A 14,740-nucleotide genomic window follows, 5' to 3' on the forward strand; every position below is an offset into this window, starting at 1 on the left:
CATTGCTCTGACGTGTTCAAGAACATAGTTAAGGATAAATCCGATGAGCGACACACATCCTGTTCAAAACAATCTGACTTATGCTGATGCCGGTGTCGATATTGATGCCGGAAATCTTATGGTCGAGAAGATAAAACCTGTCGTACGGACGACCCGACGTTCCGGCTCCGATACGGAACTTGGCGGTTTTGGAGGATTGTTCGATTTGAAAGCTGCGGGCTTTAAAGACCCTGTTCTTGTTGCCGCGAATGACGGCGTTGGAACAAAGCTGAAAATTGCCATTGATACTGGCATTCATGACACCGTCGGAATTGATCTTGTCGCCATGTGTGTCAACGATCTTGTCGTTCAAGGTGCAGAGCCGCTTTTCTTTCTTGACTATTTTGCAACCGGCAAGCTTGATCCTGATGAGGGAGCAGCCATTGTTTCCGGAATTGCCGAGGGATGCAGACAGGCGGGGGCAGCTCTTATCGGCGGTGAAACAGCCGAAATGCCGGGTATGTATAAAAAAGGTGACTATGATCTCGCCGGTTTTGCTGTCGGCGCGGCTGAACGTGGTACACTTTTGCCATCCAAAGAATTGGAAAACGGTGATATTGTATTGGGGTTATCTTCCACCGGTCTACATTCAAACGGCTTTTCCCTTGTGCGTAGAATTGTAGAAAAAAGTGGTCTTGATTTTAACGCCCCTGCTCCGTTCGACAAAACTCTTTCACTCGGCAAGGCTTTACTGACACCTACAAGGATTTATGTCCGGTCTCTCCTTCACGTTTTAAAAAGCCATCGCGGCATAAAAGCACTTGCTCACATTACCGGCGGCGGTTTTCCTGAAAACATTCCAAGAGTTTTACCGAAAAATCTGGCCGTCGAGCTTGATCTTTCTGCGATCGAAGTCCCTCCGGTTTTCTCGTGGCTCGCAAAACAGGGAAATATTGCAGAACATGAAATGTTACGCACATATAATTGCGGCATCGGTATGATTGTCATCGTCGAAGCAAAAGATGCAGCCGACGTTACTTCACTCCTTCAGCAACAGGGTGAAAAAGTTATTGCGCTTGGAACAGTTATTCCCCGGCAAAATAAGGGCGTTGTCTATAAAGGACACCTCGGATTATGAAAAAAAAAGTTGTAATTCTCATTTCCGGCAGCGGATCCAACATGGTGGCGCTTGTAGAAGCGACCAGAAAGGAGAACTATCCGGCCGAAATTGTAGCCGTATTGAGTGATAACAAAAACGCGAAAGGCATTGAAAAAGCTCAAGCTTTCAATATTCCGACTCATGTTGTCGAACGTAAAGATTTCGCCGACAAGGAAGCTTTTGAAATCGCACTGCTTAATCGAATTGACGAATACCGGCCGGATATTCTGTGCCTTGCAGGTTTCATGCGCTTGATCTCACAACGTATTATTTCTCCTTATGAGGGAAAAATATTGAACATTCATCCGGCTCTCCTCCCTCTTTTTAGAGGATTACATACCCACCAACGTGCCATTGATGCAGGCGTAAAAATAAGCGGTTGCACTGTACATCTCGTCACTGAAGGGATGGATGAAGGGGAAATATTAGGTCAGGCAGCAGTACCGGTCTTGAAAAATGACACAGCCGACAGTCTGGCTGCACGGGTACTCAAAGTCGAACACCAGCTCTATCCGGCAACCTTGCGCGCATTTATCGAACATCGGCACGATGGTGTAAATGGCGAACAGCAGATCATTTCGTTTTGACTTCATTTGAAGATTGTCTGCTTGTTGTAAAGCTTTTCTACTTTGTAGGAATGTTCCGAACAATGATTTGAAGAGACAGCGATTACCCCCTGCCTTTAAAAGCCATGACAAGCGGTGGAAAAAACCGAATTAACAAATCCTGAGTATTGCCTGTCGCACGTATTGTCTGTCCGTAGCCGAATAGTTCTTTACCCTTTTCGCGATGGTCTTGCTGCAATTTTTATACCTCGAATAATAACGTCGCAGAATTTTTAAATTCTCCGGATCGGCCGTCCTGCGAAGAACAAGTTACGTCTTTACAACTTGTCAACCAATTAACCACATAATGGCCAGTGAAGTTTTCACAGGATCGTGCTGTTGTGTTAAAAACGAAAACTATATTATTCATCGGTTGCAGTTTGTTTGTTGGCGGTTGCATGTCGGACTCGCTCCAGTCTCTGCAATTGTCATCATCACGTCCGTCAAGTGAAACAACATCCAGTATCCGGCCTTCCAGCCCGTTAAAAACCGGCAATAGTGGTGATTATGAAGCGTGGCGGGCGGCTTATAGCGCCTATAATCAAAAAGCTTCAGCCTATTGGGACGAGATTAGCGCCAAGCGCAAGTTGCGGAATCAAAAACGCGCACGCGGACAAACTGTAGAACTTACCGATTATGTACTTACCCAGCCGCCGCTCTACACCGGACCTTCAAAACCACAGACAGGCGGTTCTTCAGCCCCATCCCGAACAATACCGGGCGTTGACGATTTTATTGCAGCATCAAAACGCGTTTATGGCTTCCAACCGGAAGCTCCCGCAAGCGAGGAAGAATTTATGCGCACTTATGTCGATGCAGCGCGTGAAATCGGCCTCAACCGTGACCAGCTCGTTTCTATCTATGCATTTGAAACCGGTGGGGATGGCAGCCACGATCTTCAATCGGGTATGATTAAGGGCAAAGCAAACGCCCGACCGGCATCGACCGCGATCGGCTATAACCAACTTGTTGCAACCGCAAGTGTGAGCCTGATGTGGGAATATGGCAACGACATTGTCATGGAATTGCGGCAAAAAGCGCAAATGGCATCGGGGGCACAAAGAATGAGGTTACTCGAAAAAGCCAATGTCGTCGAACGGATGACGGCAAGGGCAAGGACAGTGCCTCACAACTGGACGGCACAGAGCGAACTTGCAAAAACCGATGCAGGTCTTGGAATGCATGCAATGACGATGGATAAAGATGTAGGTCCGCTATTGCAAATCCATAAATTGAAGACGTCTTTAACATTTTTACGTCGAAAGGGTGTGACCCGTCCACTTTCCGGTGCAGAACTCGAAATGCTGAACCTGACCGGAGACGGCAATGGTTACGATATGGTGACAATGCCGGCACAATACCGGAACAAAGTCCCTACAGCGAATTTCTTCCTGCGCCCCGGTTACGAACGCAACCCTGTTGCTATTCGCAATAATACCGTTGCCGCTCTCATTGATGCGACGGAAAATAAAATGCAAACCAACATGCAAAAAGACGGTTCCCGAATGCTTGCCCGCATTTACCAATCAACCGCTGTTGCAAGCAATTGAATGACGCTCCGGTTTTCGTGATTGAAAACTTAAGCAAATATAGCTCGAACAAAAAGGCGGCTTTACACCGCCTTTCCGATATAGTCTGTTATTTCGTTCTACGCTCGTTTACTCGGCTGAAATAATCTCGCCATTATGCCATTTATACATGCCGAAAACCTTTGATGTTATATCACCGCGATCACCATAAGTGATCTCGCCAAGCGTTGTCTTGATCGGCTCGCCGGATTTGACAGCTTTTGCGACGGCTTCCGGATCGTCCGCCGAACCCGCTTTTTCAATACCATAGGCAAGAACCTCGACTGCAGCATAACCATTGATGGCAAAGGTTTCCGGCGGAATATTCTGGGCTTTCAACGCCTTGATCGCATCTTGCGCAGACGGATTGCCTTTAACATCTATAGCATTGGTAAACAGAGATCCTTCGGCTGCATTTCCAGCGATCGACCACAATTCGGACGTGTTGAAGCCGTCGCCTCCGATAAGTGGTGCGTCAACGCCCTGTTCGCGCAACTGCTTGAGAAGAAGTCCTGCCTCAGGGTGATAACCACCAAAATAGACGTAATCGACTTTTTCCTGCTTGAGCCGACTGACCATGACCGAATAGTCTTTTTCGCCCGGTGTGATGTTACCGTAAAAAACTTCGGTTACGCCGCCTTTGTTCAAAGCCGATTTGAATGCATCGGCAAGTCCTTTGCCATAAGTGGCACGGTCATGGACGATGGCAATACGTTTATCTTTCAAATGTTGGATGAAATAGTTTGCTGCATAATCACCTTGCTGGTCGTCACGTCCGGTTGTACGCAAGACATTCCAAAGCCCGCGGCTTGAAAGTTCGGGTGTTGTCGAGGAAGGTGTTATCATCAAAACATCATTTTCCTCCAGAATATTTGAAACAGGTAAGGCTATATTCGAGGTGACCGGCCCAACCACATATTGAATACCTTCTCCAACAAGCTGATTGGCTGCAGACACGCCTTGCTTTGGCTCGGCACCGTCGTCAAAAACTTTCAACACCAGTTTTTCGCCGTTAATGCCACCTTTTTTATTGAATTCGTCAATGGCAACTTTTACGCCGTTATTTGCCTGAATACCATAGGCTGCGACCGAACCGGTAATTGGACCGATAAAGCCGATAATAATATCGGCATATGCCGACATTGTGAAAAGACTGCCAGTTAATGCCAAGGCGGAAACTGTAGAAATCAGAATTTTGCGCATGGTTCACCCTCTTTACCGAATTTAGTGGTGTTTATCTTGCATTAGATGACGAGGATTTCAATCACCTAAACGCAATGTTTCGAGGAAAAATAAAACAGGTTTTAATTTGGTGCACTATTATTGGAATTATCGGACAACATTTCTTTCACTTTCATCGCCAATTGTTTCAAAGTGAACGGTTTTGACAGAAAACCGAAGACCGCATCCGAAGGTAGATTTTTAGCAAAAGCATCCTTCGCATATCCCGATACAAATACAAACTTTATTTCGGGATATCTCTTACGCATTTCGCCCAATAAAGTCGGACCATCCATTTCCGGCATAACGACGTCCGATACAACGAGATCGACTGCTCCGTTATGCTCTGCAATAATGTCGAGTGCTTCCAGCCCGTTTTCGGCTTCCAGAACAGTATATCCACGTGATTGCAATGCACGCACACCCCCCATTCGCACCGCTGCCTCATCTTCTACCAACAGCACAGTTGCTGTTCCCGAAAGATCTGCGTTTTTTTCGATTGGCAATTTGGCCGGCTCTGTCGGCTTTTGAGTGTTTTGAGTGTTTTCAGCGACAAAACGCGGCAAAAAGATACGGAACCTTGTACCCTTCCCTTCTTCACTTTCACAATAAATATAACCACCGGTCTGCTTGACAATGCCGTAAACCATAGAAAGGCCGAGGCCTGTTCCTTTGCCGACCTCTTTTGTCGTAAAGAATGGCTCGAACATTTTATCCTGAACAGCTTTGGGAATACCGGTTCCCGTATCCTCCACGTCAAGTTCGACATAATCACCGGCGTTAAGGCCGTTAAAGGCAAGATTGGTTATTTTTTGTCGTGGCATATTTGTTGTTGTAATCGTAATCGTTCCGCCTTTGGGCATTGCATCTCTGGCATTGATGACAAGGTTCATCAGAACACGTTGAAATGATGCCTGATCGACTTTTACATTCCAAAGATCGCGCCCGTGATTGAATTTCAAATGTATGTTGCTTCCAAGAAGAGGCATTAAAAGATTTCTTACATCCGATAATAGTTCGGTAAAATCGACGACTTCGGGACGGAGTGTTTGTCGGCGTGAAAATGCCAATAATTGTTGGACAAGTGAAGCCGCCCGATTGGCATTGTTCTTGATATTGATAAGATCCGCATGAGCTGGATCGGAACTCCTGTGACTTGCCAATAGAAGATCGCAAGACATAATGATCGCGGTCAAAACATTGTTAAAATCGTGGGCTATGCCACCAGCAAGTTGACCGACTGCCTGTAACTTTTGCCCTTGCGCCATCTTGTCTTCCAGCGTTTTTTGAGCTGTCGTCTCAATCACTGATAAAATGGCTATTTCGTCGTCAGCCTGGTTGATTTCTTTCGATAAACCTAAAAAATACAACCGGAAATGCCGGTTTTCATTTGTTGCAAGGCTAACCTCTGTGGTCAAGCTGCCATGCCCGTCTTGCGATATTTTCCGAATGATTTCGCCAATGTCACGTTTACCGGACTCGCTGAAAAACCCGATAAGTGATTTTTTGCCGCTATCATCGTTTTTTATATCGAATAGTTCATGAAAAGGCTTGTTGATTGCAAACAAAGTTCCATCGCGACCAATTGTGGCAAGTGCCAGAGGCGAATAGTTGAAATAATAACGGAAAATGTCCGACGTTGCCGGCAATACATTTATTGAATCTGCTTGGCCTTCGGCAGGAATAAACACAAGACGACAAAATGTTTCATCCTCGCCTTCGCTTGTTTGGCTTGCAGCGAGAGCCAGGAAAGTCTTGTGCCTATCTTCACGATTACGCCATTCAATGTGGAAACGATGATTATTCCCACCCTCTTTCATATGTTGCTTTAATTGTGACCACGTTTCTCCATAATCACCCGATTTGAAGAGGCTGTCGAAAGTCAATTCGCCCCTCTTGAATTTTGACAAGTCAATATTCAACGCATTCGCCAATGTGGCGTTGATGTAGAGAACGGATCCATTTTGATCGACTGATAAAAAACCGGCAGGCGACTGGTCCAGATAATTGATCGCTTCCTGAAGATTCCGGAAAAGCGGCGCGTACATATCACGGGCAAAACCAATATCTTGAAGCCTCCATAAGAGACATAAAACACCTTCCCGTTTTATCGGTCTAACTGTCAAATTGTACCAGCTTTGAGTTTCTCCATTTGTTTCAGACCATAAGGGACGGGTTCCCTGCGCTTGCTCGCGCACCACTTCACCTGAAAGTGCTTTTGCAGTAAGCCGATAGATAAGTTGTTCGGCGTTTTGTAGCGAAGAAAAAAGCGAAAAAACTGTTTTCGACTTGTCAAATTCTGTGAGCTTGCGGCATGCCGCGTTAGCGTTAATGATGTGACCGGATGCGTCGGTGAGAAGCAGTGCATCTTCCACCATATCGCCGGAAAGCCCGTCTCCACCCCTGTCTTTTCTGTAAAACCGCTCGAATGTGCCAGATAAAAAGACAATAAGCACAGAAAATCCGATCAGTGCCAAAAACAGAAACATAATTCTGGCGGCAAAATCGAATTGACGATTCCGGACAAACACACCCCCAAACGCCATAGCAATTGAAACGAGTACAATAGCACCGGCAATAAGCTTTACAAATCGCTTATATTTTTCCGAAAAAACCAGTTTGTTATCCATTTCTTCCGGCTTCTTCATAATTCAGGACTGCCTCTGACATTTATTTTGATTCTTCGAGCTATTTTGCCCGAAAACACCCTATCCATGAAGCAATAATGATACGGTACGCAATTTTTCACAACAGTCCCGGCTCTGGCGACAACTCTAAATATTGGTGCATATTCTAAAAAACAACTTTCCATTCCTTTATGCGGCCTTCTTTGGTCTATAAATTTTCTGGCATAACTGTGAAAGAATGGATATGGTCACGTTCTTCCAATAGGAGATAGAGAAAGTATGCACGCTTGGTTAGAAAACCAGATCGGACAATCGGCTGCTAACATCATTACCAGCCTTGTGGTGCTCATCGTTGTTATCGCTGCAATCGCAATCACCATTTCGCTGTTACGCAAATTCAACAATGGTACATTTGTTGTTGGCGGAAAATCACGAACACCACGTCTATCGGTGCGTGACGCTGCCGCCGTTGATCGCACACGCCGACTTGTTCTGGTACGACGTGACAATGTCGAACATTTGTTGATGATTGGCGGACCTACCGATATCGTCATTGAAACCAATATCAAAATTGGCGAAATGGCGGGAAAAGAACCAGGCTTGTTCACGCCTTCCGACAAATTGGCCGAAAATCCGCAGCCTGCACAGAGCTTTCGAGAAACAAGATTTACCAATCCGACGCCCGCCGAAAACATCTCTGTCTCGCCTTTGCAACATCGTGCCAATGATCGGTCCGGCATAAAACCAAATCCCGCGCCCGGCTCTCTTAACGTGACCCAATCCACCGGAAATTTTACAAATATTTCTCCCGAATTGAATATACGCCCTGCCGATGAAAACAAAGTGGACAATCGCAGTGTAGAACCGCCCGTTTTCTCGCCACGTGACCGTTCTGAACCGGATTTTTCTCCCCTCCCGACGGGAAGAGTATCACCTCGTTTGCACGAAAAGCCGCCCGTTACGCCCGATTTTGCTCCGACTGTTAGAGATAGTACGATTGGTGCTGAAATAGAAGGTCGGCGCGATCCATCTCTTGGAACTGTGCAAAAAACGATTGATCCTGCGGTCAATCTTGACGACGATTTCGACCACATGTTTGAAGATGAGTTGAAAGACGCAATAAAAAACGAAAAACACTAAACTTGCGAAATATTTGCCTATTCGGGCGCTGAAAATGTTTGCTTGTTCAAGTGATTAAGCGAAACCAAAACCGTTTCGCGGTATAGCTACATTGTCATTCCTGTTTCGGGAAGAATGGTAACACCCGTTTCCGTGAAAATGGCGAACACCTGCACTTGAACCGTTACGTCAAAAGCTGCATGAGCGGCATTTTCATCAACCAAAACGGGGCTTCCGATTTTATCTGTATTTCATTGAAATTTGGAGTTCTACGCCATTTCATTTTAGGCAAATGTGTTCCGGTTATTTTCAAGTAAGCCATTTTTGAACAAAAATTTTGGTCGGTTCATTTCCGAAATCCAATATGAACGCGCAAGAGCCTCGCGAACGGGATTTTTAATAAATGCGGTTACGCGACCGTTTCAATTAAATTGAATTTTCTCACTACGAATTTCATGCAGCAAATTATCCATAAAAACCGGATTTTGCCATCATCAGCCAATTTTGCTACCACTCGCCTGTTTTAACCGAATTCCCGCGGCTTTCGTGATATATCAAAGTGCTTAAATTCTTGCCGTAAACATCCCCATCACTTTAATTAAAACAAACAAGCCTGTGTCACACTTTGTCATGACACAGGCTTGGCTTAATTTTACTCTTCAGACGTTTTACTCGTCTTTATAAACTTTTTCACGTTTTTCATGGCGTTCTTGCGCTTCTATAGAAAGTGTCGCAATAGGACGCGCATCAAGACGCTTGATACTGATCGGCTCTCCGGTCTCCTCGCAATAACCATAAGTGCCATCATTCAGTCGTTCCAACGCCGCATCAATTTTTGCGATCAACTTTCTTTGCCGATCGCGAGCACGCAATTCTATTGCTCTATCCGTTTCGGATGACGCACGATCAGCCAAATCCGGTTGATTGGCGTTTTCTTCCTGTAAATTTTCGAGCGTTTCTCTCGCTTCGCGTAAAATGTCATTCTTCCAAGCTATAAGTTTAGCACGAAAATAGACTTTTTGCCTTTCACTCATGAAAGGCTCATCTTCGGTAGGATGATACTCAGCGTTCTGTGTTTCGCTCATATTCAAAGCCTCCACATGTTGTATGTGCGGCTCTATATATTGTGCAAAAAATTCTAACACAAGACAAAAAATAATTTTTCGTTCAAATTTTTAACATATTGATACTATAACAATTTATAAGACAGTATAAACGATTATAAATTCATTTTTTTCAATTTTAAATTACAGGTTACTTTTTTTGTGATTAATAAATGGCTGGTTGTCTAAAAATGTTCATTGCTCTTATGCGCCACGGTGAAGCCGTAGACACTGCGAAAACAGGAAAAGACATTGACCGTCCATTATCCGGAAAAGGCATTGCAAGCGCCAGAAAAATCGGAAAATTACTTGGAGAACACCATTTCCACCCACGCACAATCCTATGTTCTCCTGCCCTACGTACGCAACAAACACTGGATGCTCTGGAGCTTGATACAAGTATAAAAACCGATTTTATTCAAAAACTATATTATGGAAGTATCAACGACTATCTATCTCTTATTGAATCGACAACTGTAACGGGCTTTCCGCTATTATTGATCGGGCATAATCCTGTATTGAGCAGCCTTGCTACAGAATTATGCAATCCGGCAAGCGTCAAGCTATCTTTACCGTTGTTTCTTGATACCGCCCATACGGCTTTGTTCGAATTTTCTGATATTCCGGTAAAACAGCTTGCCGGACGGGGAAATCTCCTCACCATATTGAAACCGTAACACTTCCGATTATCTTGCACATATCAAGGTGATGCACCATATGCTTTAATTGTCCGGTTATTTGGTAAACAGATTTTCAACAATTGCAGGAATTTCGTTATTTGCCTTCATTAACATCATTAACTGACAAAGCTGCTATTGCGTTCGACACGTTGAGCGATCGCGCCAGAAGCGTTTTCAACCCTACGCTCAGGCTTGGTGTTACCGGTCTATCAAGAGCAGGAAAGACTGTCTTTATCACATCGCTCATCGAGAATCTGCTTCATGCCGGACGTTTGCCGGTTTTTGGCGTTACGCGTGAAGGTCGGCTCACAAGCGCCAAGCTCACTGAACAACCCGACAGCAAAATTGCCCGATTTGAATTTGAAAAACACATTGATTGTTTGGTCCATGACAAAAACTGGCCGCAATCGACACGTTCTCTTACGCAACTCAGGTTGAAACTGCAATTTGTGCCCCGTTTGCAGACATTTTCGAGCCTCAGACAAACCAAACTCAACATTGATATTATTGATTATCCGGGCGAATGGCTTCTCGACTTGCCGCTGCTTGGCAAAAGCTACCGCACGTTCAGTGCCCAATCCATTGCAAGGGCTAACTCGCCCGCCCACAAACAACATGCGAAAGCCTGGTTGGGGGCAATCCAGAGCATCAATTTTTTGAACGAAGCCAATGAAAAAGATATTGAAACTTTGTCCGATAGTTTCAAAGCTTATCTACAAGCAGCAAAAAATTCCGGAAATATGATTTCTGCTCTTCCTCCGGGGCGGTTTTTAATACCGGGAGGTTTTGAAGGCGCACCGGTTCTCACTTTTTCTCCCCTTCCCGATTTGGGCATTGCCGAATTTCCCGAAAATTCTATCGCCAAAGTCATGGAACAACGATATGAAGCTTATAAAAATCTTGTTATAAAACCGTTTTTTCGCGATTATATCGCAAGGCTCGATCGTCAGGTCATTCTCGTTGACTCACTTGACGCTATTAATGGCGGAAAAGAGTCAATCCTTGAAATGCAAAACGCATTAAGTGAAATTCTTGTGTGTTTTCGCGCTGGCAGAAAGCATCTCATTAGTAATCTTGTACAACATAAAATCGACCGTATTCTGATAGCTGCAACAAAAGTTGATTATCTCCATCACGTCAATCATCAGAATCTTGAAAAAATTACCGGTGAAATCGTCGATGCAGCGTTAGCCCAAGCCAAAATCAATGGTGTTTTGACGGATACAGTTGCACTCGCTTCATTGCGTTCCACAAAAGAAGGTACAAGTGAAAAAAATGGCGAAAGCTTGCCGGTGGTCATTGGTACGCCAATGAAAGGCGAAAAAATTGGCGATACCGTCTTTGATGGAAAAACCGAAACGGCCATCTTTCCCGGTGATCTTCCCCGATCCTTATCAGAACTATTGAGTGAAGGGTGGCAAGACCGCCTCCAATTCGTTCGTTTTTTACCACCGGAACTTCGTGTGAATGAGCCATTTCCTCATATCCGTCTTGATCGGGCAATGGAATTTCTGTTTGGAGATTATCTCTTATGATTAACCGTAAACCACAGGCAATCAACGATCTCGAATCGGTTTCGGAAGACCGGAATGACCCGTTTATTGAAGAGGCGTTGGATGAACTCGATCATCTCGATAATCCCGATTTCAAAAACAACGATTCTTCGGGACGTGGCATATCAAGCGGCAAAATATTTTTATTGTCGGTTCTATTGTTACTGATCTTAAGCCTCGGTCTGTGGGCCAACAACCTGATACGTTCGCTGTTTGAACAATACGAATATTTGGGGTTTATCGCACTAGCCATTACAATTGTCGGAACAATTGCGCTTTGCTTTTTTATCATCGGAGAAATACGCGCGATAATGCGGTTGGCTTCAGTCGATAAAATCAGGCAGAATGCCGAACAAGCTTCAAAAACAGACGATGTCAATCTCGCTCGCCAATCAGTTGATGAATTGATAGGTTATACAATTCATAGCCCTTATAACGTTGCGGGACGAAAAGCGATGCAATTGCATCGTCAGGATATTATCGACGGCAAAGAGCTTATTCATCTCGCCGAATATGAAATCCTGCGACCACTCGACATAGAAGCACGCAAAATGATTCTCAATTCGGCCAAACGTGTTTCCGTTGTAACTGCCGTAAGCCCGCGTGCAATCATCGACCTTGGATATGTTCTTTATGAGGTCGTTGGCCTCATCCGGCGGCTTGCATGTCTTTACGGCGCACGGCCTGAGCGTTTCGGGCTGATTTCTCTGATAAAGCGTGTGATTTCTCATCTTGCAGTAACAGGAACACTGGCGGTGGGTGACGGTTTGGTGGAACAGTTTATCGGACAAGGTCTGGCAACCCGCTTATCGGCCAGATTGGGAGAAGGTGTGGTAAACGGCTTGCTCACGACCCGTATTGGAATCGCGACAATGGATGCGCTCCGCCCATTCCCGTTCGATGGCGAGAAACGCCCCGGAATTAGCGATTTTACCGGTGATCTTATCGGGCTAGGCAGGCATAACACCAAAGAAAAGCCGAAAAAACTGTCAGACGACGAAGATAAAAAATAAAGAATTAACCATTTTTTCCCATAATGGCACGCAACGATAGCCTGCTTGGCAGGAATTTATCTTTTTCTATCAGCGTTTGAGTAAAAGGCAGAGTAACGCCATTATGAAAAAAATTGTATCGGCTTTTGTTGGATTGACTGTCGCCACATATTCTATGGTTGCCGCAAGTCGTGCCGCCGACAGTGATGTCGACTTCTTCCGTTCGATTGAAGGAAGCTGGGCCGGACCGGGTGAAGTGATTGCGGGAAAATATAAAGGAACAAAATTTACCTGCACTTTCGCCGGTACTTCGGAGGTTACCCAAGTAGGTATGACACTTGATGGCAATTGCCGTGTCGGCGTTTTTTCCCAGCCGATGAAGGCAACCGTTTTGCGGGGGCCATCCGGCTTTTCCGGCGAGTTCAATGACGGTTCAAAGGGAGATGGTCTGGATGTCATTTCCGGCAAAGTCGGTGCTGACCGGATGGTTTTCGGGCTTAACCGGAAACAATTGAACGGCGCCATGATGGCTCGTCTTGAAGACAAAAACTCGATGAATATTACCGTTTCCGTCAAAATCGAGGACGACCTTATTCCGGTAGTCGGAATGAAACTCAAGCGGACAGGTGATGTAACGCGTAATTTTGCCAAAAAATAACAATGAACAGCTATGGTCTTAAACGAGCATGGCTGCAGATTATTTCGGTCGTCGCCCTTAGAGTAATGGCAAAGTACGGTAAGAACGATCAAGATACATTAAAGCATCAATGCCCGGATGTTTTTTAACCGCTACAACTTCTCCAATCAGAACGTAATGGGTGGCGTGGACGTGCCAGCCTACCAACTGGCAATCCAATGCGACAAGTGCATCTGTCAAAACGGGTGAACCCGTTTTTAATGTCTGCCAGTTGGCATGTGCGAAGCGTTGTTGCTGGGTTAATCCGCCGCGACCGGCGAAAATATCGGATAACGCCTTGTGTTGTCCGCCCAGTGTATTGACACAAAACTTTTCGTTTTCAATGAAAAACCTGTTGTCTTCGTGCTGGCGCATGAGACAGACTAAAACAGTCGGGGGATTATCCGAAAGCGAACAACAGGCCGAAATGGTAACCCCGCGCTTTTTATTTGTACCATTTGTCGTTACAATATGAACGGCACCGGCAAAATGGCTCATAGCATCCCGATATTCAACGGGAGAAACTGTGACAATCGGCTTTTCTGACGATATTAAATGTGTCGAATGTTCTGTCATAATTCAAATTTCACATTTGCCGGATCGGCATATTTGGTGTTTTTTGTTAATATTTACGGTGCATTAGTATGCAAAATTTTCGCAAAATGCTAGCAATCTCGGTTAAAATAACCTGATAATAAAAGTGTTCACCTGTGGATCGGCTGCTAAAAGCGGGTTTTAACCTTTGAAACACCGTGATAGGAAGCATCAGCCGAGGAGATTGATATGGCTTGCCAACAAATAATTGCCCCCTCTATTCTTGCTTCGGACTTTTCGCGTCTTGGTGAGGAGATTACCGATGTGATGGCTGCCGGAGCGGATTGGGTTCATGTCGATGTGATGGATGGGCATTTTGTTCCCAATATAACATTCGGGCCTGACGTTGTGAAAGCAATCCGTCCGGTTACAGATGCGGTTTTTGATGTTCACCTGATGATTTCACCGGTTGACGCCTATCTTGAAAGCTTCGCCAAAGCCGGGGCGGATATTATAACGGTTCACGCAGAATCCACTCCCCATCCACACCGTTCCCTACAGGCAATCAGAGCATTGGGGAAAAAAGCCGGAATTTCTTTAAACCCCGGCACAACGGAAAGTTCCATAGAATATCTGTTGGATCAAATTGATCTTGTTCTTGTTATGACGGTCAATCCGGGGTTTGGCGGGCAAAGTTTCATCCCTGCAATGGTTGAAAAAATTAAAAAAATCAAAGCTATGATAGGCGAACGCCCGATAACACTGGAAGTTGATGGTGGAATTACAACCGATACGATCCAAAGCACTGCAAAAGCCGGCGCTAATGCTTTTGTCGCCGGTTCTGCCATATTCAAAAATGGCAATAAGGAAATTTATAAATCACGCATAGAAGCCTTGCGAAAAGCGGCTGGAAACTGAAATATA

Annotated in this window: 13 protein-coding genes; 9 read left to right on the forward strand and 4 right to left on the reverse strand. The window is 45.1% G+C overall.

Annotated elements, in window-relative coordinates; translation table 11 throughout:
• The first annotated feature begins 43 nt into the window (after positions 1-43).
• From purM to H3S94_RS07520, 3 genes are all read left to right on the forward strand, one after another.
• Positions 44-1,117 (forward strand): phosphoribosylformylglycinamidine cyclo-ligase, encoded by a 1,074-nt coding sequence (gene purM / locus H3S94_RS07510; protein WP_198240689.1) that lies wholly within the window; start codon positions 44-46, stop codon positions 1,115-1,117.
• Positions 1,114-1,725, forward strand: a complete 612-nt coding sequence (purN, locus tag H3S94_RS07515; protein WP_198240690.1) for a phosphoribosylglycinamide formyltransferase — start codon at positions 1,114-1,116, stop codon at positions 1,723-1,725. Before purM ends, purN begins: the two co-directional genes overlap by 4 nt.
• Positions 1,726-2,141: 416 nt before the next feature.
• Positions 2,142-3,293, forward strand: a complete 1,152-nt coding sequence (locus tag H3S94_RS07520) for a hypothetical protein (protein ID WP_210327994.1) — start codon at positions 2,142-2,144, stop codon at positions 3,291-3,293.
• A gap of 108 nt (positions 3,294-3,401) precedes the next feature.
• Here H3S94_RS07520 and H3S94_RS07525 read toward each other — a convergent pair whose 3' ends face one another.
• Together H3S94_RS07525 and H3S94_RS07530 are read right to left on the reverse strand one after the other, a co-directional pair.
• On the reverse strand, positions 3,402-4,505 hold the full coding sequence (locus H3S94_RS07525) for a branched-chain amino acid ABC transporter substrate-binding protein (RefSeq protein ID WP_369805249.1): 1,104 nt from the start codon (positions 4,503-4,505) through the stop codon (positions 3,402-3,404).
• Between the two features lie 110 nt (positions 4,506-4,615).
• Positions 4,616-7,180, reverse strand: coding sequence for a PAS domain-containing sensor histidine kinase (locus tag H3S94_RS07530; protein WP_198240692.1), 2,565 nt, complete (start codon positions 7,178-7,180; stop codon positions 4,616-4,618).
• Between the two features lie 258 nt (positions 7,181-7,438).
• Between H3S94_RS07530 and H3S94_RS11895 the strand changes: the two genes are divergently transcribed.
• The gene (locus H3S94_RS11895; RefSeq protein ID WP_246786443.1) at positions 7,439-8,299 is read left to right on the forward strand and encodes a flagellar biosynthetic protein FliO; all 861 of its coding nucleotides are present in this window, start codon (positions 7,439-7,441) and stop codon (positions 8,297-8,299) included.
• 647 nt (positions 8,300-8,946) lie between these two features.
• Here H3S94_RS11895 and dksA read toward each other — a convergent pair.
• Positions 8,947-9,363: an RNA polymerase-binding protein DksA gene (dksA, locus tag H3S94_RS07540; protein WP_075870874.1), complete on the reverse strand. Its 417-nt coding sequence runs from the start codon at positions 9,361-9,363 to the stop codon at positions 8,947-8,949.
• Positions 9,364-9,554: 191 nt separating this feature from the next.
• On the opposite strand from dksA, the gene H3S94_RS07545 reads away from it, so the two are divergent.
• From H3S94_RS07545 to H3S94_RS07560, 4 genes are all read left to right on the forward strand, one after another.
• On the forward strand, positions 9,555-10,058 hold the full coding sequence (locus tag H3S94_RS07545) for a histidine phosphatase family protein (RefSeq protein ID WP_198240693.1): 504 nt from the start codon (positions 9,555-9,557) through the stop codon (positions 10,056-10,058).
• Positions 10,059-10,159: 101 nt separating this feature from the next.
• Positions 10,160-11,596, forward strand: coding sequence for a YcjX family protein (locus H3S94_RS07550; RefSeq protein ID WP_198240694.1), 1,437 nt, complete (start codon positions 10,160-10,162; stop codon positions 11,594-11,596).
• Entirely contained in the window at positions 11,593-12,627 is a 1,035-nt protein-coding gene (locus H3S94_RS07555; RefSeq protein ID WP_198240695.1) for a YcjF family protein, read from the forward strand. The genes H3S94_RS07550 and H3S94_RS07555 overlap by 4 nt, the downstream gene beginning before the upstream one ends.
• A gap of 103 nt (positions 12,628-12,730) precedes the next feature.
• Positions 12,731-13,264 carry a hypothetical protein gene (locus H3S94_RS07560; protein WP_198240696.1) on the forward strand — a complete coding sequence of 178 codons (534 nt, stop codon included), beginning with the start codon at positions 12,731-12,733 and terminating at the stop codon, positions 13,262-13,264.
• A gap of 57 nt (positions 13,265-13,321) precedes the next feature.
• Here H3S94_RS07560 and H3S94_RS07565 read toward each other — a convergent pair whose 3' ends face one another.
• Positions 13,322-13,858 carry a flavin reductase gene (locus H3S94_RS07565; RefSeq protein ID WP_077992303.1) on the reverse strand — a complete coding sequence of 179 codons (537 nt, stop codon included), beginning with the start codon at positions 13,856-13,858 and terminating at the stop codon, positions 13,322-13,324.
• Between the two features lie 207 nt (positions 13,859-14,065).
• Here H3S94_RS07565 and rpe point away from each other — a divergent pair, with 207 nt between their 5' ends.
• Positions 14,066-14,734: a ribulose-phosphate 3-epimerase gene (rpe, locus tag H3S94_RS07570; protein WP_198240697.1), complete on the forward strand. Its 669-nt coding sequence runs from the start codon at positions 14,066-14,068 to the stop codon at positions 14,732-14,734.
• The last annotated feature ends 6 nt before the right edge of the window (positions 14,735-14,740 follow it).

This window comes from Bartonella sp. B10834G3, assembly GCF_016102505.1.
Classification (GTDB): Bacteria; Pseudomonadota; Alphaproteobacteria; order Rhizobiales; family Rhizobiaceae; genus Bartonella; species Bartonella choladocola.

Bases quoted from the DNA above. Each gene is read 5' to 3' on its own strand.
- purM (WP_198240689.1), top strand. From the start codon at position 44: ATGAGCGACACACATCCTGTTCAAAACAATCTGACTTATGCTGATGCC.
- purN (WP_198240690.1), top strand. From the start codon at position 1,114: ATGAAAAAAAAAGTTGTAATTCTCATTTCCGGCAGCGGATCCAACATG.
- H3S94_RS07520 (WP_210327994.1), top strand. From the start codon at position 2,142: ATGTCGGACTCGCTCCAGTCTCTGCAATTGTCATCATCACGTCCGTCA.
- H3S94_RS07530 (WP_198240692.1), bottom strand. From the start codon at position 7,180: ATGAAGAAGCCGGAAGAAATGGATAACAAACTGGTTTTTTCGGAAAAA.
- H3S94_RS11895 (WP_246786443.1), top strand. From the start codon at position 7,439: ATGCACGCTTGGTTAGAAAACCAGATCGGACAATCGGCTGCTAACATC.
- dksA (WP_075870874.1), bottom strand. From the start codon at position 9,363: ATGAGCGAAACACAGAACGCTGAGTATCATCCTACCGAAGATGAGCCT.
- H3S94_RS07545 (WP_198240693.1), top strand. From the start codon at position 9,555: ATGGCTGGTTGTCTAAAAATGTTCATTGCTCTTATGCGCCACGGTGAA.
- H3S94_RS07555 (WP_198240695.1), top strand. From the start codon at position 11,593: ATGATTAACCGTAAACCACAGGCAATCAACGATCTCGAATCGGTTTCG.
- H3S94_RS07560 (WP_198240696.1), top strand. From the start codon at position 12,731: ATGAAAAAAATTGTATCGGCTTTTGTTGGATTGACTGTCGCCACATAT.
- H3S94_RS07565 (WP_077992303.1), bottom strand. From the start codon at position 13,858: ATGACAGAACATTCGACACATTTAATATCGTCAGAAAAGCCGATTGTC.
- rpe (WP_198240697.1), top strand. From the start codon at position 14,066: ATGGCTTGCCAACAAATAATTGCCCCCTCTATTCTTGCTTCGGACTTT.